The sequence below is a fragment of the Paenibacillus sp. GSMTC-2017 genome, from assembly GCF_016019935.1.
Taxonomy (GTDB): Bacteria; Bacillota; Bacilli; order Paenibacillales; family Paenibacillaceae; genus Pristimantibacillus.
On sequence record NZ_JAECMT010000001.1, the window covers coordinates 606,117 to 627,916 of the forward strand.

General features: G+C 44.1%; 22 protein-coding genes. 1 reads left to right on the top strand and 21 read right to left on the bottom strand.

Annotated elements, in window-relative coordinates:
- Nucleotides 1–258 precede the first annotated feature (258 nt).
- Entirely contained in the window at nt 259–447 is a 189-nt protein-coding gene (gene rpmB / locus I6N90_RS02840) for a 50S ribosomal protein L28 (RefSeq protein WP_197933984.1), read from the top strand.
- Nucleotides 448–544: 97 nt separating this feature from the next.
- Here the strand turns inward: rpmB and spoVM are convergent, their stop codons facing one another.
- The 21 genes from spoVM to I6N90_RS02945 all read right to left on the bottom strand — a co-directional run bounded on the left by spoVM (nt 545) and on the right by I6N90_RS02945 (nt 21,777).
- Nucleotides 545–625, bottom strand: coding sequence for a stage V sporulation protein SpoVM (spoVM, locus tag I6N90_RS02845; RefSeq protein ID WP_040711006.1), 81 nt, complete (start codon nt 623–625; stop codon nt 545–547).
- A 119-nt stretch (nt 626–744) separates the two neighbouring features.
- A complete protein-coding gene (locus tag I6N90_RS02850; RefSeq protein ID WP_197933985.1) occupies nt 745–1,023 on the bottom strand; it encodes a hypothetical protein in 279 nt (92 codons plus the stop codon).
- Nucleotides 1,020–1,679: a ribulose-phosphate 3-epimerase gene (rpe, locus tag I6N90_RS02855; RefSeq protein ID WP_197933986.1), complete on the bottom strand. Its 660-nt coding sequence runs from the start codon at nt 1,677–1,679 to the stop codon at nt 1,020–1,022. Before rpe ends, I6N90_RS02850 begins: the two co-directional genes overlap by 4 nt.
- A 5-nt stretch (nt 1,680–1,684) precedes the next feature.
- A complete protein-coding gene (gene rsgA, locus I6N90_RS02860) occupies nt 1,685–2,650 on the bottom strand; it encodes a ribosome small subunit-dependent GTPase A (RefSeq protein WP_197933987.1) in 966 nt (321 codons plus the stop codon).
- Nucleotides 2,598–4,724 (bottom strand): Stk1 family PASTA domain-containing Ser/Thr kinase, encoded by a 2,127-nt coding sequence (gene pknB / locus I6N90_RS02865; protein WP_197933988.1) that lies wholly within the window; start codon nt 4,722–4,724, stop codon nt 2,598–2,600. The genes rsgA and pknB overlap by 53 nt, the downstream gene beginning before the upstream one ends.
- A complete protein-coding gene (locus I6N90_RS02870) occupies nt 4,721–5,491 on the bottom strand; it encodes a Stp1/IreP family PP2C-type Ser/Thr phosphatase (RefSeq protein WP_197933989.1) in 771 nt (256 codons plus the stop codon). The genes pknB and I6N90_RS02870 overlap by 4 nt, the downstream gene beginning before the upstream one ends.
- Before the next feature lie 7 nt (nt 5,492–5,498).
- Nucleotides 5,499–6,545, bottom strand: a complete 1,047-nt coding sequence (gene rlmN, locus I6N90_RS02875) for a 23S rRNA (adenine(2503)-C(2))-methyltransferase RlmN (protein ID WP_197933990.1) — start codon at nt 6,543–6,545, stop codon at nt 5,499–5,501.
- A gap of 108 nt (nt 6,546–6,653) precedes the next feature.
- Nucleotides 6,654–8,117: a 16S rRNA (cytosine(967)-C(5))-methyltransferase RsmB gene (rsmB, locus tag I6N90_RS02880; RefSeq protein WP_197933991.1), complete on the bottom strand. Its 1,464-nt coding sequence runs from the start codon at nt 8,115–8,117 to the stop codon at nt 6,654–6,656.
- Complete coding sequence (gene fmt, locus I6N90_RS02885; protein WP_197933992.1) at nt 8,114–9,070, bottom strand: methionyl-tRNA formyltransferase; 957 nt, start codon at nt 9,068–9,070, stop codon at nt 8,114–8,116. The genes rsmB and fmt overlap by 4 nt, the downstream gene beginning before the upstream one ends.
- 5 nt (nt 9,071–9,075) lie before the next feature.
- The gene (gene def / locus I6N90_RS02890; protein ID WP_197933993.1) at nt 9,076–9,561 is read right to left on the bottom strand and encodes a peptide deformylase; all 486 of its coding nucleotides are present in this window, start codon (nt 9,559–9,561) and stop codon (nt 9,076–9,078) included.
- Between the two features lie 37 nt (nt 9,562–9,598).
- Nucleotides 9,599–12,085, bottom strand: a complete 2,487-nt coding sequence (gene priA, locus I6N90_RS02895) for a primosomal protein N' (RefSeq protein WP_197933994.1) — start codon at nt 12,083–12,085, stop codon at nt 9,599–9,601.
- A complete protein-coding gene (gene coaBC, locus I6N90_RS02900) occupies nt 12,085–13,296 on the bottom strand; it encodes a bifunctional phosphopantothenoylcysteine decarboxylase/phosphopantothenate--cysteine ligase CoaBC (protein WP_197933995.1) in 1,212 nt (403 codons plus the stop codon). The genes priA and coaBC overlap by 1 nt, the downstream gene beginning before the upstream one ends.
- Nucleotides 13,297–13,347: 51 nt before the next feature.
- Nucleotides 13,348–13,872 (bottom strand): YfiT family bacillithiol transferase, encoded by a 525-nt coding sequence (locus tag I6N90_RS02905; protein ID WP_197933996.1) that lies wholly within the window; start codon nt 13,870–13,872, stop codon nt 13,348–13,350.
- A gap of 193 nt (nt 13,873–14,065) precedes the next feature.
- The gene (locus I6N90_RS02910; RefSeq protein WP_197933997.1) at nt 14,066–14,260 is read right to left on the bottom strand and encodes a hypothetical protein; all 195 of its coding nucleotides are present in this window, start codon (nt 14,258–14,260) and stop codon (nt 14,066–14,068) included.
- Nucleotides 14,261–14,275: 15 nt separating this feature from the next.
- Entirely contained in the window at nt 14,276–14,707 is a 432-nt protein-coding gene (locus I6N90_RS02915) for a DUF6157 family protein (RefSeq protein ID WP_197933998.1), read from the bottom strand.
- 90 nt (nt 14,708–14,797) lie between these two features.
- Nucleotides 14,798–15,007, bottom strand: coding sequence for a DNA-directed RNA polymerase subunit omega (gene rpoZ, locus I6N90_RS02920; protein WP_197933999.1), 210 nt, complete (start codon nt 15,005–15,007; stop codon nt 14,798–14,800).
- 16 nt (nt 15,008–15,023) lie between these two features.
- Complete coding sequence (gene gmk, locus I6N90_RS02925; RefSeq protein ID WP_442950927.1) at nt 15,024–15,635, bottom strand: guanylate kinase; 612 nt, start codon at nt 15,633–15,635, stop codon at nt 15,024–15,026.
- 19 nt (nt 15,636–15,654) lie between these two features.
- Entirely contained in the window at nt 15,655–15,915 is a 261-nt protein-coding gene (remA, locus tag I6N90_RS02930) for an extracellular matrix/biofilm regulator RemA (protein WP_005548256.1), read from the bottom strand.
- Between the two features lie 227 nt (nt 15,916–16,142).
- Nucleotides 16,143–18,029: a bifunctional homocysteine S-methyltransferase/methylenetetrahydrofolate reductase gene (locus I6N90_RS02935; protein WP_197934000.1), complete on the bottom strand. Its 1,887-nt coding sequence runs from the start codon at nt 18,027–18,029 to the stop codon at nt 16,143–16,145.
- Nucleotides 18,030–18,039: 10 nt separating this feature from the next.
- On the bottom strand, nt 18,040–18,870 hold the full coding sequence (gene dapF, locus I6N90_RS02940; RefSeq protein ID WP_197934001.1) for a diaminopimelate epimerase: 831 nt from the start codon (nt 18,868–18,870) through the stop codon (nt 18,040–18,042).
- A gap of 123 nt (nt 18,871–18,993) precedes the next feature.
- Complete coding sequence (locus tag I6N90_RS02945) at nt 18,994–21,777, bottom strand: calcium-translocating P-type ATPase, SERCA-type (protein ID WP_197934002.1); 2,784 nt, start codon at nt 21,775–21,777, stop codon at nt 18,994–18,996.
- Nucleotides 21,778–21,800: the final 23 nt, after the last annotated feature.

Here is a 21,800-nt window from a genome sequence, read left to right on the forward strand (position 1 = left end):
GACGGCGATATTGAAGTCCGTTCATGAAACTCACCCAAAAGCGCATAGATTTGGGTTGAACAGGGAGGGAGTTTGTGATACGATATTCAAGTGTGTTTAATTATGCTCTACTAACAGCTAATGTAAGAAACGAGCTCTCACACGCTCCATGCACTTTATTGTGTATGAGCTGTCGAAGTCGATTTTGCGCTCGCAGATCAAAAGCGTAAGCTTTTGAAGTGAAGTTATACTTCACAAAACTTTTTAGGAGGTGTAGTCATGTCCCGCAAATGTTACCTAACTGGCAAATCGCCACGTCAAGGCAATAACGTTTCCCACGCTAACAACAAAACTCGTCGTTCATGGGGCGTTAACGTGCAAAAAGTTCGCATTCTTGTAGACGGCAAACCGAAGCGTGTTTATGTCAGCGCACGCGCGCTTAAGTCCGGTCAAGTTACTCGCGTATAGTGATGGCTAACGCCATAGACAAAAGCACCTGAAATTCAGGTGCTTTTATTTTTTGTTCCCCCAAAATCATGGTCACTTAGCGATGGGAGCATATGCATTAACTTTTTTGGAAGGTGTTCAAAATCGCTTTAACAAACCCGCCTAGAAATTTAGGCAGTTTGATTGTATAAAATTTCATGCCTCATCCCTCCTCAGACACACTCATGAAATAGTTCCGTGACAAATCCCTCGCTCATGTAATCATCCTATGCGAAAAATTAGTGTCCTATTCCATTGTTAGTGTTTCTAAGGCAAGGATTATATTAAGCTTGTCACTAGGTCCGAATTATTTTGGGCATAGTGAAAAACGGCAAAACAAACTGCTGTCAAAAAGTACACTACAATGGCTAGCACGATAAATGTCGCACGTAAGCCAACTGTTTCAAAACGCCGAAAGAAACGAATCCCGATATAAATAGCAAGTAAAGAAAACAAGTATTTATGAATTTGTGCAATTTCTGCGAACAATGCTAATGAAATACCAGCTAGCATAGCGTAAAGCAGTATCCACAGGGTCGTTTTTACGGAGTCGCTCATTTTGTTCCTCCTAGACGTAATCCTGAAATAGCAGCAGCTCGATCCTTAGCCCCGAATACTGCGTTTCCTGCAACGAGTACATCCGCACCAGCTTCAATAACAGCTGCGGCTGTTTCCAGATTAATACCTCCGTCCACTTGCAGATGAACATGCTGTAACCCTCGCTCATCTAGCATCGAACGTACTTGACGAAGCTTAACGAGAGAATAAGGAATAAAGGATTGTCCTCCAAAGCCGGGATTAACCGTCATAATCAAGATCAAATCAAGATCATGTATAATTGGCTCGAGTACTGCAACAGATGTTCCAGGATTAATCGCAACTCCTGCAGGTAGCCCTTTTTCCTTAATGGAATGTACGGTACGATGCAAATGTGTGCAAGCTTCTGCATGTACAGTTATCCGATCTGCCCCCGCTGCAATATAATCTTCAATAGATAGTTCAGGGCGTTCAATCATTAGATGTACGTCAAAAGGTAATGCCGTAGCAGAACGAACGGCTGAAATAACAGGTGGACCGAATGTCAAGTTGGGTACAAAATGACCATCCATAACATCAATATGAATCCAGTCTCCTCCAGCTTGCTCTATTACTTTAATTTCATCGCCCAGCTTTGCAAAGTCAGCTGATAGTATTGATGGTGCAATAATAGTCATCTTAATCAGTACCTCCGTTTAATGTCTTTCATTTCAGTAAGGAATAACAAATAATGATCGTAACGACTCTGATCGATGTCGCCACTTTCAACTGCTGCGCGAACAGCGCAACTTGGCTCATGGACATGAGTACATCCACGGAACTTACAATCTGGAGACAATCTCCGCATCTCAACGAAACAATAACCTAAATCTTCAATGCCCAGTTCACCGAAATCCAGTTGGCTGAAGCCAGGGGTATCCGCAACATATGCTCCGCCTATATCGATCAACTCAACATGTCTTGTTGTATGTTTACCTCGACCTAATCGATTACTAATTTCATTCGTCTCGAGCGTCAGGCCAGGTACAATTGCATTAAGCAATGAAGACTTTCCAACGCCAGATTGACCAGCAAATACGGCTACATGTCCATTTAGTCTTTCTTTTAGCTCCTGAATACCTTCACTTTTACGTGAACTTGTACCAAACACCTCGTAACCAAGGTTACGATAAATGCGATTAACCGAGGAAACTGCCTTAGCTGCTTCCTTGGTGTCACCACCTTCATTCTCAAGATCCTGCTTACTAAGACATAATACTGCTGGAATACCAGCGTGCTCAATATGTACGAGGAACTTGTCCAGAAGCTGTAAGTTCAGTACAGGCTCCGTAACCGAAAAAACCAAGATAGCTACATCAACGTTTACTACAGGAGGACGGATGAGCTCCGAGGAGCGAGGAAGCAGCTTTTCAACCGTTCCCTCGCCATTCTCCGTCAAGCTATACTCCACCCGGTCTCCAACTAACGGAGTGAGCCCCCGATTTTTGAATACGCCCCTTGCACGGCATTGCACAGTGATAGAATCCCGCGCTTCACCTTCTGCTCTCACATAGTAGTAACCGCTCAGCGCCTTGACGATTAATCCTTTGGCATAGTTATTGTCCTTGTTCGCTTCCTTCACTTTCGCCTTCGGTTGTACTTTCGCCATCGCTTCCGTTTACCTCTCCTTGTACCGGCTGTTCTTCGGTGTTCTGTGTTGGTGGTACTAACTCTTCTCCTGGGATCGTAAGTCCAGATGATCCTGTTCCGGATACTAGCTCATCATACGAAATGGTTTTTGTGTCCATAAATTGATTATCCCTACTTACAGTAACTGTTGCTACCGTATCAGGTGCCAAAATAACGGTGACAGGTATATCCACAGTACTTGTGATCGTTCGTGTGATACCTTCCATATTTTCGCCTCTAGCATCGGAGTACACAATTTTAACTTCGCTTGACTGTCCTTCTACTGCAGGAGAAATACGAACATTAAGCACGTATGACTTAGCATCAGCAGGTGGCCCTGAGCTTACACGAATTGTTATATCTGATCCTTTCGGAACTTGATCTAGTGGCATATGGGTTTCTTGCATAATAATGGTGTCCTTCTCATGCAAATAACTTGGTTCATAAAGGATATTCTCTTCTTTAAGCACCAATCCAAGCGACTTGAGCAGCTTGCGAGCTGTTGATAACTTCTCACCGACTAGGTCAGGCATCTCGACTGTCTCAGGCCCTTTGCTCACTAGGAAAGAAAGCTTTACCGTTAAAGGATCAAAGAGCTCACCTGATGCCGGCGTTTGTTCCAAGATCGTCCCCAATGGTTGTTCATTATGTTCTTCTTTAATCTCGATACGATCATTCGTTATACCAATTGAATGCAGCTCTTCCTGAACAGCTTTGATCATTTGACCAACATAGTTTTTTAGTCCGACCATCTCTGGTCCGTCACTAACGTAGAGTACAATTGCCGAGCCCGCTTTAACCCGCATATTTTGTTTGTTTTGATCAAATACTTGATCCTTCGGAATGTCTTTCTGGAACTCCCGAATTGGTGGATCCTGCGCTTCCAAACCTTTACTTTCGAGCTCTTTACGAGCATCGGCTAGTGTCATTCCTACCACATACGGCACTTCTACTTCTTCAGTATCAAGCTTATCAAGAAGCCAGAGGAAGCCAAAAATAATAAGAGCAAGAAGCACTAAAGTTACTCCAACCACAGTTAGTGGTTTTTTCCACTTTTTAGGATTCTTATTATTCTCCCCATCCGCCCATTTAGTGCTGGTATCAGATACGACTACTTTAGGTTCGAACCGTTCAGCAGATGCACTTGCAACTATATCCCCACGTATAGCTGGCATAACTCTCGTTTCCTCCAAATCATTAAACATTGGGAAAATGGTCTTGGACTCATTCAAACGATCAGAACGGAGACAAGTATCTAAATCCAGAAGCATTTCTTGTGCAGAACTATAACGCTCACTTGGATTTTTACGAGTCGCCTTCAAAATAATATTTTCCACGCTTTGAGGGATATGTGGGTTGATCGAACGTGGAGCTTCAATGTTTTCCTGTAAATGCTTAAGCGCTACACTAATTGGGCTTTCACCAAGAAACGGCAATTTGCCAGTTAACATCTGATAGAGCACAATTCCTAAAGAATATAAATCAGATTTTTCCCCAGTATTTATACCTTTTGCGTGTTCAGGTGAGAAATAATGAACAGATCCAAGAACTGATCCCGTATGTGTAATCGTCGAAGAAGTAACAGCTCGTGCAATCCCGAAGTCAGTTACTTTTACTCGACCGTTATTTCCGATAAGTATGTTATGTGGTTTAATATCACGATGAATAATATGATTTTGATGAGCATGTCCTAACGCATCACAAATTTGAACGGCAAAGCGTACAGCCTCTTCGGCCTGCAAGGGAGCCCGCTCTTGAATCAATTCATTAAGATTATTGCCTTCAATATACTCCATAACGATATAATGTGTTTCATCCTCTTGCCCTACATCATAGATGCTGACAACATTTGGATGAGAAAGTGCTGCTGCAGATTGCGCTTCCCTTCGGAAACGTCTAATAAATTCATCATCATTCACAAACTGCTGACGAAGCACTTTTACTGCCACTTTTCGGTTCAATAGAACATCATGCGCTTTATATACAAGCGCCATTCCGCCCCCGCCAATACGTGACAATATTTCGTAGCGTCCGCCTAAATCATGTCCAATCATAGTGACCGCTCCTCTCGCTTCACTTTGGCAGCCTCTTGCATTAAGACAACGGTTATATTGTCGTCTCCACCTGCATCTAGCGCCAATTGAATGAGATGATCCGCTTTAGCTTCTAGCTCCAGCTCATCATTTAATACTGTTTCCAGCAATTGTTGTTCGCTTACCATGTTCGTAAGACCATCGCTACATAACATTAAAATGTCATCCGGCAACAAGTCCAGCGACTGTACATCAATATCTACATTCCGATCTGTACCGATCGCACGAGTTAGAACGTTACGCCTTGGATGGTGTAACGCTTCCTCTTCTGTGAGTTGGCCCGATTTCAATAGCTCATTAACTAATGAATGATCCGTTGTAAGTTGTGAGATGCCCTCGCTTGTCACTTTATAAGCGCGACTATCACCTACATGTCCGATGATCGCAGAATCATCATTAACAAGTAAGGCAACAATAGTTGTCCCCATATTATGATAACGCTCATTTTGGGAAGCCATTGCATAGATTGTCTCATTCGCCTCGCTTATCGCTTGGCGAATGAGCATCTTGCCTTCCTGCTCTGACAATTCTGTTCTTTCAGTGTGTTGCTCAAACGCAGTACGGAATGCGTTAACTGCCATCAAACTTGCAACATCGCCAGCTTGATGACCACCCATTCCGTCTGCAACAATTGCAAGTGTCACACCATTATTCAATTGCCCAACCCATGACTGGTCCTCATTAACTTGTCGGACTCGTCCAATGTTACTACGGCTTGCCGTTAACAAAACGTCATCACCTCGTCGTGGACTCCATATGTTTCGCCCTTAATTGGCCGCATGCGGCTGCGATATCATGTCCTTGCTCTCTTCGGATCGTTACGTTAATCTTGTTGCGTTCAAGTATACGTTGGAATTCAAAAATATCCTCACGAGGTGTCCGGACATAGTTGCGCTCAGGTACATGGTTAACCGGAATCAGGTTGACATGACATAACATGGTTTTCAAAACATCTGCTAGTTCTTGAGCATGCTCCGCTTGATCATTTACTCCACCAATTAGTGCGTACTCAAACGTAATTCTTCTACCTGTCTTTGCAATGTAATAATGGCAAGCCTCAATTACATCGTCAAACGGGAATCTTCTGTTTACAGGCATTAGTTTGGAACGAAGTTTATCGTTAGGTGCATGAATAGAAAGTGCCAAGTTGATTTGCGTGTTCTCATCTGCAAATTTGTACATGCTTGGAACGATACCGCTCGTAGAAACTGTAATATGGCGTTGACCAATATTTAGTCCCTTTTCGTGAATCATATTACGCAGGAATACCATTGTTGCATCGTAATTTTCAAATGGCTCGCCTGATCCCATAATAACGATACTCGAAACGCGCTCACCTGTAGCATCCAGCATTTGTTGAGCCGTTACCACTTGGGCAACAATCTCACCAGCTGTCAAATTCCGTTTCAAACCACCAAGCGTCGAAGCACAGAATGTACAGCCGATTCGGCAACCTACTTGCGTCGTTACGCAAACGCTATTCCCGTAGTTGTGACGCATAATAACGGTCTCAATAGCGTGAGCATCATGTAGGCCGAATAAAAACTTCACTGTGCCGTCTTTGGATTCAAATTTCGTAATTTCTTGTAGTGTTACGAATCCAAACTGGTCATTCAACTTTTCGCGCAAGCTTTTGGATAGATTGGTCATATCGTCGAAGCTCATTACTCTTTTAACGTAAATCCAATCGAACAATTGCTCCGCACGAAAGACTGGCTCACCATTCTCTCTCATCCAATCCTGGAGATGTTCTAACGTATAGTCATAAATAAATGGTTTCATCTCATCACACCTGTATTTTATTGTTGGACGGCCCTATCTATGATTAAGATTTCGCAGCCGTTACTGATTTATTTTACCACAAACGCCTATGTTCAGCCATAAGAGGCATTAAGGACGTCTTGTCATACGCGCAATATAGAAGCCATCACTGCCAAAATGTTGCGGAAGCAACTGTAGCTGTCCATCAAATTCTGGTCCGATGACACCCGCTTGGCGTAATTTGTTCATCACTTCTTCAGGCCAATTAGCATCTAATTCAAATTCAGGATGCTGAAGTAGAAACTTAGCTACTTGCTCCTCGTTTTCTTCCTTTTCCATCGTGCAGGTGCTATATACAAGAGTTCCACCAGGACGAACTAAACCACTGACGTCATTTAACAAACATTGTTGAAGACCGGTAATTTCCGTAATGTCACCTTTTGTTTTCGTCCATTTGATCTCTGGCTTTCTACGAATAACACCGAATCCTGAACAAGGAGCATCAAGCAACACTGCATCCATCGATCCAGGTGCAAAACGATCCTTTAACGTTGTAGCATCTCCAACGATTGCTTCAACATTACGAAGTTTAAGTCTCTCAGTCTGCGTTACAATGAGTTCTCTCTTATGTGCATGCAGATCGTTAGCCCAAACCTTGCCTTTACCGCCCATAAGTTCTGCTAGATGAGAACTCTTTCCACCAGGTGCCGCACAACAATCAAGCACTTTCATTCCAGCTTCCGGAGAAACAACTTCGGCCACAAGCATCGAGCTTTCATCTTGGAGTGACCAGCGACCAAGGCGGAATCCATCTGTATCAGCTAAATTACCACCACCATGGACGATAAGACCAGCAGGAGCAAGTGCAGACTTTTCTGCTTCAATCCCACTTTCCTTAAGCTCTGCAATTAACTCATCAACGCCACCCATGAGCGTATTGACGCGAATGCTAGCATGTGGCTGTTCATTGCCGGACGCACATATCGCTTCCGCAACTTCAAGGCCGTAGCCATCTACCCAACGTTTCACTAGCCATTCTGGATATGAATGTCTTAGCGCTATCGTCGAAATAGGATCATTCGTTTGAATTTCAGCAATAACAAGTTCGCTCCGATTACGATCAATACTTCGAAGCACACCGTTCACCATACCAGAAATACCTGTATGTCCTCTTCGTTTTGCAATTAATACAGCTTCGTTAACTGCCGCATGTGCTGGAATCCGATCCAAAAATAGCAACTGGTATGCACTAACTCTCAGCAATTGATGAACCCAAGTATCAAGCTTGCCCAGTCCTTTGGCTACGAATTTCGAAAGCCAATGATCAAGTGTTAATTGCCGTCCGATCGTTCCGTATACTAGCTCAGTAGCAAGTGCTGCATCCGCGCGACTTAAATTCGAATCTTGCAGCGCACGATTTAGCTGAATATTGCTGTACGCTCCAGTCTGAGCAACCTTAACGAGAATATTGAGCGCAAGCTCTCTCGGTGACATTGGTTTCTTTTGATTTACTGCTGGTTGTGATTGATTTTGTGATTTACCGCCATTTCTATTGCCTGAATATCTTCTTGTGCCATTATTTCCGCCGCTCATTGTAAACCTCCTGCTGTAAATCTGGTTCCCGCTTCAATACGAGCCCCTTTAACCCATTCGGCAGCGTCCATCACACGTTTTCCAGCTGGCTGAATACTTGTTAACAACAATGTTCCTTGACCTGTTTGTACGACGATTCCTTGTGCACCAGAATCAACAATAGTACCAGGCTCGTCCTTACTATTATTCCCCGTTTTCTGAGCCAAAACCTGACAGGCCCATACTTTAAACACTTCATCCCCAAGCTGGGTGAAAGCACCTGCCATCGGAGACAGACCTCTAACTTGGTTAAAAAGCTCACGAGCAGATTTGTTCCAAACCAAACGCTCATCTTCACGAGACAAATTAGGTGCATACGTTGCTTCATCATTATTTTGCGGAACAGCTACTGCTCTTCCTTCAATGATTTCCGGCAATGTTTCACCGAGCAACTTAGCGCCAGCAAGGCTTAGCTTCTCAAACATCGTTCCTGATGTATCTTCGTCCAAAATAGGAAGCTCAACTCTGCTGATCATATCGCCAGTATCGAGCCCTTCTGCCATATACATGATCGTAACGCCTGTTGACGACTCACCATTAATAATGGAGCGTTGGATCGGCGCACCTCCACGATATTTAGGTAGCAATGAGCCATGAACATTAATACATCCAAGTCGTGGTATTTGTAGCAAAGCTTTCGGCAAAATTTGACCATATGCAGCCGTTACGATAAGATCCGGCTCATACGTTGCTAGCTCAGCAACTGCCTCAGGACTGCGCATTTTCTCCGGCTGCAATACAGGTAGTCCCAATGACAACGCCGCTTCCTTCACAGGCGGCGGCGTCAACGTTTTTTTGCGGCCTTTCGGTCGATCCGGCTGTGTTACAACCGCAACGATCTCATAGCCGGTTTCGATTAACAGTTTAAGGGAAGGGACGGCGAAGTCCGGCGTCCCCATAAATACGATACGCATAAAATTTATTCGCCGCCTTTATTCGGTCTGTCAGAAATGTCATAAACACTTTCAGCCAAGTCCGTAAATAAAATCCCGTTCAGATGATCAATCTCATGCTGGAATGCACGAGCAAAAAAGCCGCTAGCTTCAACAGTAAATGACTGTCCGCTGCTATCTTTTCCTTCTACGACAATGCGGTCTGCACGGCGAACATCACCGTTCAGATTAGGAATGCTTAAACACCCCTCCGGTCCCAGTTGCTCACCATCTTGCTCGATAATAACAGGATTGACCATTTCAACCAATCCATTTTCATCTCCAACATCTACAACGATAACACGTTTAGAAATGCCGATCTGTGGTGCTGCAAGTCCAACACCCTCTGCGTCGTACATCGTTTCCGCCATATCTTTAAGCAGTTTCTGCAAGTTGGAATTAAATTTTGTTACTTCAATAGCAACCTCACGCAATACCGGATCTGGGTCCTTTACAATCAAACGAATACTCATTTTATTCCCTTCCTTTACCTATAATAAATTGGTTATATTATAAAATAACTTGCGGATCAACATCTACGCTAAATTGAATCCCTTTACCGGGCGGACCACTCGTAAACGGCTCAAGCGCACGTTTAACCAAAGCAGATGCGTCGATGCTCCCACGATATTTTATCACACATTGAAAGCGGTAGCGATCTTTCATTCTCGCAATCGGGGAAGCGACAGGCCCTAACACCTCTAATGCTCTTGGCATTCCGCTTCCGAGCGGTATGAGAACACCCTCATGTTGAGCCAACTCCCGAAGCTCGGCAGCGAACTGTTCGCTCACTGAAGCTAATAGTGCCAGTTGCTCATGTGACATCGTAACAAGAACGAGCCTGCAATAAGGCGGATAACCCATGACGGAGCGATGTTTAAGCTCTTCTTGGATAAATGCGGCATAGTCATGGTGCTGTGCTGTAGAAATCGCGTAATGCTCAGGCGTGTACGTTTGAATAACAACTTCGCCTTCAAGCTGATGTCTGCCTGCACGCCCCGCTACCTGAGTCAGCAACTGAAACGTTCTTTCGGCTGCTCTGAAATCAGGCAAATGCAAGGAAGTATCTGCAGCTATAACGCCCACTAAAGTAACATATGGAAAATCGAGTCCCTTGGCAACCATTTGGGTGCCAAGCAGCACATCTGCATGACGATCACCAAACTGCTTAAGCAATTTTTCATGTGAATGTTTTTCTGTCGTCGTATCAACATCCATTCGAATGACCCGAATACCAGGGAAAAGCTTAGCGAGTTCCTCTTCAACACGTTGCGTACCCGTACCAAAAAATCGGATATGCTCGCTTTCACATGAGGGACATTGTGTTGGCGCTTGCTCAGCATGTCCACAATAGTGACAACGAAGAACGCGTGTCTTCTGGTGGTAAGTAAGTGATATATCACAATGCGGGCATGACGCTGTATGACCGCATGACCTGCACATTACGAAGGTTGAATATCCTCTACGATTAAGCAAAAGGACAGATTGTTCGCCTCGCTCCAATCGCTCCTGCAGCGCAGCATGAAGGCTGCGGCTAAACATCGAACGATTGCCTTCCTTTAGTTCCTCTCGCATATCTACAACTGTTACTTCAGGCATTGGCCGATTTCCGACCCGAGTGGGCATAGGGAGCAATCCAGGAATTACAGTTGATTGAGAAGAAGCTGATGGACGACTCGCTGCTGCGAACGATTCTAATGACGGTGTAGCTGACCCTAAAATAACGACAGCACCATGTTGCTTCGCTCGTCTCACTGCAACATCTCTAGCATGATACTTTGGACTTTCCTCTTGCTTGTAGGAGGACTCATGCTCTTCATCTATTATGATAAGCCCGATTCGTTCAAAAGGCGCAAATATCGCCGAACGAGCTCCTATTGCAACTTGCGCCCGTTTACTCCGAATTTTACGCCATTCATCAAATCGTTCACCATTTGACAATCTGCTATGTAAAACAGCTACCGCATCTCCGAATCGTCCTTTAAATCGTTCGACCATCTGAGGGGTTAATGATATTTCGGGTACAAGTACAATTGCTTGCTTCTCTTGTTCCAGACAAGTCTGAATTGACTGTAAATAAACTTCCGTCTTGCCGCTCCCTGTAACACCATGTAAGAGCATCGTTTTTGACTCTACCGCATCAAGTGCATCTACAATTCGATCATACACAGACTGCTGCCCATCAGTAAGCGGCAACGGCTGAGTTTGCTGAAACTCCCTATGCGCATAGGGGTCCCTTTCACTCTCCACCTCACGCAGCTCCACTAAACCTTTATCGGCTAAAGCTCGAATACTTGCAGGTGAAACACCTGAGTCCATAGCCAATTTTTGAAGCGGGATTGGTCCATCATGCTGAAGTAAATAGGCAAGAGCCTCTCGTTGTTTTGCAGCACGGGCGGGGATATCAATCAACGCCTGCTCTAATACGTCACGTTCGCCAAGCAGGAAAACAATTAACGTTTTGCGTACTGACAACCTGTTTCGAATAGACGTTTGCCCGATAAGCGCTCCACTTTTTAATGCCCATTTCACTGTATGTAACTGATCTGGAAAATGAAGCAACAGCTTATCTAGCTTCACTAATCCACCATTGCTCGTTATCCATTCCGTTAGTTCTGGAGGAAGATCGTCTTCAAAATCCTCCCCTAAAGCAATTTTACGCTCCTCTTTGCCTTTCAAAGCTGCAGGAATCATGACTTGCAGCGCTTGTGTCCAAGAACAGCAATACTTGTCGCTCATCCACTTCGATAATTCAATCATATCAGGCAATAATGGCGGAACCGGATCAAGCAGCTCAGAGATCGATTTGAGCCGAGTTCGATCAACTGAGGCGTTATCTGCGAACGCGATAACAAACCCTTGTAGCACTCGTCCGCCAAAAGGAACTCCGACTCTACTCCCTACCTCTATCCATTCCTCCATCTCGAATGGCACTTCATAGTCAAAAGGCCGATCCGTCTGGCGGCTCGGCACGTCGACAATTACTTTAGCAATCATTACTTAATCCCTCCGCGCTTAGCGTATTGCTCAGAAATTAAGTTCATCAGTTGATTTGCCGTTTCGCGCTTTGACATAAGCGGAATTGCTTTTACTAACCCTTCGGGTCCATAAACTTCAACTGCGTTTGTGTCACCATTAAAGCCTACTCCTGGAGCACTAACGTCATTAGCTACTATAAGATCACAATTTTTCCGTCTCAGCTTATCCAGCGCATAATGCTCAACTTGCTCTGTTTCAGCGGCAAAACCTACAAGTAACTGATGTGTTTTCTGTTCCCCAAGTGTTTGCAAAATATCCGTCGTTCGCTCCAACTCAAGAACGAGCTGTTCACCCGTTTTCTTTATCTTCTGTTCATGAATAGTAGCAGGCCGATAGTCCGCAACAGCTGCAGCCTTTACAACGATATCAACGTTTGAGTACAACGCTGTAACCGCTTCTAACATATCTGCTGCCGATTGTGTTCTAATCAACTTGACGCCAGAAGGAGGTTTTTCAGTCGTCCTTCCGGCAATCAATGTCACTTCAGCACCCATCTGCTTTGCCGCTTCAGCAATAGCAAAACCCATTTTCCCAGAAGAATCATTTGTCAAATATCGAACAGGGTCTAGACGCTCCATCGTTCCGCCAGCTGTAACTAGTACACGTTTGCCTTGAAGCTTATTCGACTTCGAAAACCAATCTTCTATAGCTACAACAATATCTTCGGGTTCAGCAAGTCTACCCTTAGCTACATATCCGCAAGCAAGCTGACCAGTTCCTGGTTCTACGAACATCGCTCCACGCTCTGCAAGCAACTCCATATTGCGTACGACTGCAGGATGTTCATACATATGAACGTTCATCGCTGGCGCAATAATAATAGGACACGTTGCTGCAAGTAATGTCGTACTGAGCATATCATCACCATGCCCATTCGCAAGCTTAGCCATAACATTCGCTGTTGCAGGAGCAATCACAATTAAATCCGCATGATCTGCAAGATTAATGTGAGAAACGACCGATGGATCACGTTCGTCGAAAGTATCTATAAATACTTGATTGCGAGACAACGTTTGTAAAGTTAACGGAGTAATAAATTTAGTGGCCGATTCCGTCATGATGACATGAACAGTAGCTCCTGCCTGAACAAGCCTGCTGCAAAGTGTAGCTCCTTTATATGCCGCTATGCCTCCAGTAATGCCTAAGACGATTCTTTTCCCCTGAATCATGGTGTACTCTCCTATTCCATCAAGCTTCCGTCCCATCTTCGCTAACGGAGCTTACCATTCCAATCTATCTTTTAAATTCGTAATATGAGCAAGATGATGATTCCCGTGCCATGCGACAAAACCTAAGAAATAAGAAAGCTGCACTTGTTTCCCGATTGCTGGATGATAAAATTGTTTATCAAAATCAGCACGTTGCAAAGATTTTAGTAGGAGCACCCAACGGGCGTATATTCCTTCCAATATGATTAGACTAAGTTCAGGGGATGCATCTAGACTATCCACCGTATTAGCCCAACCTTCTTCATCGAACGGCTTGACTGTCGGATTAGCTTCTGTAAGTGCAAGTTTAAACCGAGAAAAACAATTAATCGTTGCATCTGCCAAATGATGAACAACTTGCCTAACGGTCCAACCTTCAGGACGATAAGGAGTGTTGAGCTGCTCCTCGGTTAATCCATCAATCGCTTGCCTCATTTGAGCAGGTAGATTTTCGATTTCAACGATCCACTTGTCCTTCTGAACCACAGTCATACCTTCATAAGAATATCTTCCTATCGGATAACGTAACTTCTCCATATAATCCCTCCTCAAAGTTTTGTGAAGCAAAACTTACTACGGAAGCATAAGCTCAAAGTTTTGTGAAGCAAAACTTACTACGGAAGCATAAGCCAAAGTTTTGTGAAGCAAAACTTACTACGGAAGCAATCTTTTCATATCATATCACATAACAGGGTGAAAATAGACTTCCACTACCTTTTTCAGCTTCGAATTAATTAGCTCCTAAAATATATTGCAATACACCAATAGATACAATCAGACCAGTCAGAACAATAGCAAAAGTTATGAATGCTGTCAGCCAAAAGGGTCTTTCTCTTTTTCTTGATGTCGTTAATTCATTCACTTGCGATTGTAATTGAGCGAGCTCTTTTTTCACTACTGTTAATTCATCATCCTTTTCTCGCAATTGGAATCCCCCATCTCAACGTCTACTTGATCTTATAGCTACCTGCAATTCGATCTCTGTCCCATTTGTGGCAAGTTCCTTTAATTCATTATATTTCTCTGTCTCCATACCATAGATGGCAATTTTACCGTCAGCGTTAAAATGTACGCCCCACCCAAATTTTTTAGTTAATTGAGACGCTCTTAAGCAAGGATGGTTTTTCGACAATAATTCTGCCCTCAATTTTTCCAACTCTTCAGCGTCGGATACCATTTCGTAGCCCTTATGACGTTTATATACCTCGAAGAGCTGATCTTCAAACGTATAGCGATAAGGAGATTCCATTAGCAGCTCATACTGAATAAGATGTGCAGGCTTCAATGCTCGTTTAGAGATTGGAGTTACACCTTCTGCAACTGGACAATCTGATGCCACTTGAATAAACATATTTGTAAAATGTCTAATCATAACGGTATCCCCCTCTCTTTTCTATTTAGACAAAAAAGGGGTGTAACACTGTCGCCAGGTCACACCCCTCATGTTTAGGAACATATAAATTTAGTCTTCTTTAGTCGTAAGATTCTCAACTTGAAGAATATCACCATAAATTTCTTCTAGTGCTACGCCAACAAATTTGTGCGAGCGAGGGTTCACAAGCTCAGACTTCTCACCGTTACGAAGCATCCGGGCTCTCCGGGAAGCGGCTACGACAAGCGTGTATTTGCTGTCTACCTTTTTGACCATTTCATCGATTGATGGATATAACATTGGACATTCTCCTCACTCATGCTTTCTCAATTGCAGCTTGCATCCCAGAAACATAGGGTTCGAAACGTTCTCTGCGGCAATGCTCGGCGATAATAATGCTGCGAATCCGATCGCAAGCCGCATCAATCTCATCATTCATTACAGCATAATCATAATGCTGAAGAAGATTCATCTCTTCTACAGCTACATTCATACGCTTATTAATCGTATCCTGAGATTCCGTACCTCTACCTGTAATGCGTTGCTTTAACTCTTCAAGAGATGGAGGCAACAAGAAAACAAAAATTGCTTCCGGAAACTTCTCCTTCACTTTTAGAGCACCTTGAACTTCAATTTCAAGAATAACGTCTCTGCCACCTGCAAGTGTCCGATCAACAAAATCGCGGGGCGTGCCATAATAATTGCCTACGTATTCCGCATACTCAAGCATAGCATCGCGAGCAATTAAATCTTGAAACTGCTCTCTTGTTTTAAAGAAATAATTGACCCCTTCAACCTCGCCCTGTCGCGGTTGCCTGGTTGTAGCCGACACGGAATAGACGATTTCTGGCATACGTTCGCGAAGCGCGGAGCACACCGTACCTTTACCTACTCCGGCAGGTCCGGACAAAACTATTAACAATCCCATCTGTTCCATACTCCCTGTACTATTCGTCGTTATCGTCATCCTTTGTGGATAAACGATGGGCAACCGTCTCCGGTTGAACCGCAGATAAAATTACATGATCGCTGTCAGTAATAATGACTGCGCGAGTTCTACGTCCGTAAGTAGCATCAATCAGCATGTGACGGTCACGAGCTTCCTGGATAATTCTTTTAATCGGAGCTGATTCCGGACTAACAATAGAAATGATGCGATTCGCAGAAACAATGTTCCCGAATCCGATATTAATAAGCTTAATAGCCAAGCCAGGTCCCCCTCCACTTACGGTCTTACTCCATGCATAAGTAAATAAACAATTCCAAAAAACGACAGACCATTACTCTATTGTTGACAAAAGTATGAATGAGCATACGTTAATTAGACAGCTTTAACTTAGAACTTATTCTAATTGATTTTCACCCTGTGAACAAGCAAAAGTTAGATTTCATCGATTTTTTGGTAGATTATCGTTCATTTTCATTTGTTTTCGGGCTATTTCTTCGTTTTTTGCCAAACGTATTCTGTAAGTTGTACAGCCATATCATAGAACATAAATGGTGTAATTAAATAGATTCCGTTGAAATGAGGTATTGCGCTATCAATAAGTTCTTTCGCAATTTGCACACCTTCGGCACGTCCCGCTTCACCTTCTAGTCCAGCCATTCGACTGCGAACTTCGTCCGACAATTGAATACCCGGCACTTCATTATGCAAATATTCCGCGTTACGTCCATTAGCTAACGGCATAATACCGATAAAAACAGGAACACTCAAATGTTTTGTTGATTCTGCAATACGTTCAATTAATGCCGGCTCGTATACGGGCTGAGTCATAATATAGTCAGCACCAGAAGCGATTTTTCTCTCCAAACGTTGCACTGCTTTGTCTAGATGCTTAACGTTCGGATTAAAAGCTGCTCCTACAACAAACTTCGCTTTCTGCTTAAGCGGTTTGCCGGAGAAAGCGGTACCTTCGTTCAATTGTTTGATCATTCGGATCATCTCGAAAGATGTTAAATCATAGACGGAACTGGAATCTGGCAAATCACCGAAACGTGCAGGATCTCCTGTTACTGCTAAAACATGATCGATGCCGAGCGCATCAAGCCCCATCATATGAGACTGCGTTCCGATCAAATTGCGATCACGACAAGCGATATGAACAAGTGGTCGAATGTCTACACGTTCTTGCAATAGTGCAGCTAACGCAATATTGCTCATGCGAGTTACGGCAAGTGAGTTGTCTGCCATTGTAATCGCATCTGCTTTTATTTTCTTAAGCGCGGCCGCACCTTCCATAAACTTGCGAATATCTAAATCACGCGGCGGGTCTAATTCTACAATTACCGTATGGCGTTCCCGAACGAGTTCAACGATGTTTGGTTGAAGTTCCTCTGCAAGCGGCTTAACTTCCGTCGCTTTGGCTGATGAAGGATCTGGCGTCGCAGCAGTAGTTCCTTTTAATGGGCCAAGTGGTTCTGGGCGTACCTTAGGAACATAGTTTTGTAGCGCTGCAGCCATAGCAGCAACATGCTCAGGCGTCGTTCCGCAGCAACCTCCAATAATTCGAGCTCCACGATCTGCGAAACGTCGTGCACATTCAGCGAAGTAATCAGGGCCTGCTTTATATGCGTATTTTCCATCTACATAATCTGGTATTCCGGCATTAGGGTATACAGAGAAAGGCAGCTCAACCGGACCTGTGATGGAGTCGATTGCACGCAATATACCATTTGGACCACTACGGCAGTTAAATCCAACAACATCTGCTCCAAGCTTCTTGAGCTGATCAAATGCATCCGCCAAAGCTACTCCATCCTGCGTGCGGCCTACATCTTCTACACCAAACTGACAGATCACAGGTATATCAGTTAGTTCACGAGCAATTCGCAAAGCTAGTTTCATCTCTTCTAAATCGTAGTAGGTTTCTAGTAACAATCCGTCTACGCCTTCGTCTATTAAAGCGCTCATTTGACCTTTATAAGCTTCAATAACTTTAGCTGTACGAACGTTTTTTAGCTTTCCATCGCGAATGGAGCCCACTGCACCAACTACGTAAGCATCATCACCAATTGCAGAACGCGCAATTCGAACACCAGCGCGATTGATAGCTTCCATTTCGTTTTCAAGCCCATATTTCAATAGTTTTTCATAGTTAGCAGAGAACGTATTTGTTTCTATCAATCTTGCGCCTGCTTCATAGTATTGACGATGAACGTTCTCAATAATCTCAGGTCGCAATATGTTAAATTCTTCGTATGAAACGCCGACAGGGAACCCCATCGCATATAGATAGGTTCCCATGGCTCCGTCTCCTGTCAAGATGCGTTCCGCTAACGCTTCCCGAAGGTTCAGCTTCTTCAATTGATTATCACTCATAGCAATCACCCTACAAGTTGCCGCGGAATACTTCCGCAGCAGGTCCCGTCATGTAGATATGGTTATCGTTTTCGTTCCATTCAATAAAGAGATCTCCGCCCTTAAGCGAAATTGTCGCAGCGCGGTCAGTTGCTCCAGTTAATACAGATGCAACAAGAGTTGCACATGCCCCTGTTCCACATGCAAGCGTAGGTCCAGCTCCACGCTCCCATACCCGCATATCCGCTTGCGATCGTGAGTTTACCGTTACGAATTCAACATTTATTTTGCGAGGGAATATCGGATGAGTTTCAAGTTTAGGTCCCCACTCTTCCAAATCAAAGTTTGCAGCATCATCTACATAAATGACGCAATGAGGGTTGCCCATCGATACCGCTGTGAATTTGAATTCTCTGCCATTTACTTCAATAGGATGCTCAATTACGCGCTCAGCATCTATTGTAGTTGGCACTTGCAAACCATTCAAAATAGGTGCACCCATGTCAACACGAACCGTTTGCACTTTGCCGCTACTTACGGTCAACTGCACTTTCTGCACGCCCGCTCCCAAAGTTTCAATCGTAATTTCTTCTTTAGTAGTCAATCCGTTGTCATAAACATACTTCGCTACACAGCGGATTGCATTGCCGCATTGTTCAGCCTCTGATCCATCAGAATTTATAATGCGCATACGGAAGTCCGCTTGATCAGATGGCAATATATAAACAAGCCCATCAGCACCGATTCCAAAAAAACGATTGCATAACTGAATTGCTAGCTCAGCCGCGTTGTCTGGCAACGCGGATTCGCCTGCAATAACGATAAAATCATTGCCAAGTCCATTCATCTTCGTAAAGTTCATCTATCGCTCTCTCCTTATATATAGCTGCAAGTATGCTAAACCTAGTATTAATTCCCTATTAGCATACCGCAAAGCTAGGAGAAACGCTATTCATAATTTGTATCTTCATTTGCACTTTTTTCGTTATCTAGCAGCGGTTTGTGGACCTAATGGCCACTTGGAATTTGTATTTGTTTTGCCCGGCTTGCCTAATACACTGCCAATCCCCATTACGAAGGTTGGAATACCCGCCGCCACTAACACTAAACACCAGTCGCGCAAGCTAATCGGAACTGTTTTGAAAATCGGCTGCAACGCCTCAATGTAAACTACGCCAAGCATAAGAATGAGTGAAGATAAAACAGCCAAAACTAAATATTTGTTCTGGAATGGATTACGATGGAAGATCGACCGCGAACTGCGGCAGTCAAATACATGTATGAGTTGTGCCATAACAAGTGTAGCGAACGCAACCGTCTGAGCATGTATTAGCCCATTCGCATCGCCTGCTCCTTCTCGCAGCGCAATCCAGAATGCGCCGAGCGTACAAATTCCAATTAGAACGCCTCTACTAATAATTTTCCAACCAAGTCGTCTTGAGAAAATACTTTCTTTCGCAAAACGTGGTTTCTGCTGCATAAGATCTTTTTCTGCTTGATCTACACCAAGCGCCATCGCTGGCAATCCATCTGTTACTAAATTAACCCATAAAATTTGGATTGGTACGAGTGGTAGCGGAAGCCCGGCCATCATCGCAAAAAACATGACCAAAATTTCTCCTACATTCGAAGCTAACAAATAACGAATAAACTTACGAATGTTTTCATAAATGCCTCTACCTTCTTCAATTGCTGCAACGATCGTAGAGAAGTTATCATCACTAAGCACTAGCGCAGACGCTTCCTTCGTAACATCCGTACCTGTTATACCCATAGCGATACCGATATCAGCTGCTTTGATTGCGGGAGCGTCGTTCACACCATCGCCGGTCATAGCGACGACATGTCCTTTTCGCTGTAGCGCTTTAACAATCCTTAACTTATGCTCAGGTGAAACTCGTGCGTAAACGTACGTTTGATCGACCAATCGATCAAGCTGTTCATCCTCCATAGCTTCGAGCTGTTTCCCGCTCATTGCAATGCCTCCACGAGGCATAATGCCAAGCTGAGCGGCGATCGCTTCTGCAGTCAGTTGATGATCACCTGTAATCATAACGGTTTTAATTCCAGCTCTTCGGCAAGTTGCTATCGCTTCCTTGACTTCACGACGAGGAGGATCGATCATACCTGTCAGTCCTACAAAAACCAAATTATTTTCAACGTCGCCTTCGTTTTCATAGTTATCCGTTCCCCGCAGATCACGATAAGCAAGTCCGAGCACCCGAAGTGCAGATTGTGCCATAAGCTCACCAGCTTCAGCACATTTACGTTTAAGTGTTGCAGTGAAAGGAACTACTTTCCCGTCCCAAAGTACATAAGCACAATGCTCCATCAATAGATCCGGAGCTCCCTTTGTGCATATCAGTCTACCACCTTGGTGAGAGACCAACACAGACATTCGTTTTCTTTCCGAATCAAAAGGATATTCTTTAACTCTTGTATAGAGTGTCTCTAATGATTTAGCTGACGAACCTAACTTGGCGGCTAGAACCGCTAATGCCCCTTCAGTTGGATCACCCTTCAATATCCATTCCGTTAAACCTTCCTTGCTTTTACGCCGCTTCGGCTCATCAACCTCTACTTGAGCAATTTGAGCGTTATTGCACAGCGCGCTAACTTGAAGCAATCGCTTTAACGGCAAATCATGCTTCAAATCTAATGCTTTACCATTTTCATAAATGGCACCCGTAGGATCATAACCTTCACCACTAACTTCGAGCTGCCTTCCACTAAGCCAAACATGTGTAACCGTCATTTTATTTTGCGTTAACGTACCTGTTTTGTCCGAACAAATGACTGATGCGCAGCCTAACGTTTCTACCGATGGCAACTTCCTGACGATCGCTTTCCGCTTGATCATCCGCTGAACACCAAGCGCGAGTGCAATCGTAACGATAGCCGGAAGCCCTTCTGGAATTGCCGCTACCGCCAAACTCACTCCTGCAAGGAACATTCCATATGGTGGCTGACCGTGCAATATACCGGCAACAACTACCATTACAGTTAGTCCGAGCGCTACAACGATGAGTATTTTTCCTAGCTGTTCTAACCGATGCTGCAGCGGTGTCTCCATCGACTCCGTCTCTTGTATAAGACCAGCTATTTTACCCATTTCTGTAGCCATTCCAGTCCTTACGACGATCCCCTTAGCCGTTCCCCTTGTCAGCATCGTTCCCATAAAACCGATATTGCGCTGATCGCCAAGCGGTAACTCTGCATCATCTATGACTGCTGCTATCTTACCAACAGGTACTGATTCGCCAGTTAATGCTGATTCCTCCACATAACAGCTATTGGCTTCGATGAACCTAATATCAGCAGGAATACGGTCTCCGCTTTCCAAATACACAACGTCCCCCGCCACTAACTCCTTAGCGGTTACGGTCGTTAATTGACCCGCGCGAAGCACCTTCGCTGACGGCGCAGATAGCTCCTTTAATGCTCTTAAAGACCTCTCTGCACGGAATTCCTGCATGAAACCTAACACAGCATTAATTACGATAATGGCAATAATCGTAATCGCATCCAAGTATTCTCCCAGAAGACCTGAAATTAGTGTTGCTCCCATCAAAATCAAAACCATAAAATCTTTGAACTGGTTTAAAAAGAGTACAATTGGCGAAATACGCTCGCCTTCGGTCAGTTCATTGTGTCCATCCTTCTCCAAACGTTCTGCAACTGTAGATGGCTTTAGCCCATTTTCTAATGAGCAATCCAGCGTTTCCACAAGTTCATTTAAACCCAATTGATGCCACTTTACATGTTCCATCGTATGACTCCCTCCCGTATGTT

Bases quoted from the DNA above. Each gene is read 5' to 3' on its own strand.
- rpmB (WP_197933984.1), top strand. From the start codon at position 259: ATGTCCCGCAAATGTTACCTAACTGGCAAATCGCCACGTCAAGGCAAT.
- spoVM (WP_040711006.1), bottom strand. From the start codon at position 625: ATGAAATTTTATACAATCAAACTGCCTAAATTTCTAGGCGGGTTTGTT.
- I6N90_RS02850 (WP_197933985.1), bottom strand. From the start codon at position 1,023: ATGAGCGACTCCGTAAAAACGACCCTGTGGATACTGCTTTACGCTATG.
- rpe (WP_197933986.1), bottom strand. From the start codon at position 1,679: ATGACTATTATTGCACCATCAATACTATCAGCTGACTTTGCAAAGCTG.
- rsgA (WP_197933987.1), bottom strand. From the start codon at position 2,650: ATGGCGAAAGTACAACCGAAGGCGAAAGTGAAGGAAGCGAACAAGGAC.
- pknB (WP_197933988.1), bottom strand. From the start codon at position 4,724: ATGATTGGACATGATTTAGGCGGACGCTACGAAATATTGTCACGTATT.
- rlmN (WP_197933990.1), bottom strand. From the start codon at position 6,545: ATGAAACCATTTATTTATGACTATACGTTAGAACATCTCCAGGATTGG.
- rsmB (WP_197933991.1), bottom strand. From the start codon at position 8,117: ATGAGCGGCGGAAATAATGGCACAAGAAGATATTCAGGCAATAGAAAT.
- fmt (WP_197933992.1), bottom strand. From the start codon at position 9,070: ATGCGTATCGTATTTATGGGGACGCCGGACTTCGCCGTCCCTTCCCTT.
- def (WP_197933993.1), bottom strand. From the start codon at position 9,561: ATGAGTATTCGTTTGATTGTAAAGGACCCAGATCCGGTATTGCGTGAG.
- priA (WP_197933994.1), bottom strand. From the start codon at position 12,085: ATGATTGCTAAAGTAATTGTCGACGTGCCGAGCCGCCAGACGGATCGG.
- coaBC (WP_197933995.1), bottom strand. From the start codon at position 13,296: ATGATTCAGGGGAAAAGAATCGTCTTAGGCATTACTGGAGGCATAGCG.
- I6N90_RS02905 (WP_197933996.1), bottom strand. From the start codon at position 13,872: ATGGAGAAGTTACGTTATCCGATAGGAAGATATTCTTATGAAGGTATG.
- I6N90_RS02915 (WP_197933998.1), bottom strand. From the start codon at position 14,707: ATGATTAGACATTTTACAAATATGTTTATTCAAGTGGCATCAGATTGT.
- rpoZ (WP_197933999.1), bottom strand. From the start codon at position 15,007: ATGTTATATCCATCAATCGATGAAATGGTCAAAAAGGTAGACAGCAAA.
- gmk (WP_442950927.1), bottom strand. From the start codon at position 15,635: ATGGGATTGTTAATAGTTTTGTCCGGACCTGCCGGAGTAGGTAAAGGT.
- I6N90_RS02935 (WP_197934000.1), bottom strand. From the start codon at position 18,029: ATGAGTGATAATCAATTGAAGAAGCTGAACCTTCGGGAAGCGTTAGCG.
- dapF (WP_197934001.1), bottom strand. From the start codon at position 18,870: ATGAACTTTACGAAGATGAATGGACTTGGCAATGATTTTATCGTTATT.
- I6N90_RS02945 (WP_197934002.1), bottom strand. From the start codon at position 21,777: ATGGAACATGTAAAGTGGCATCAATTGGGTTTAAATGAACTTGTGGAA.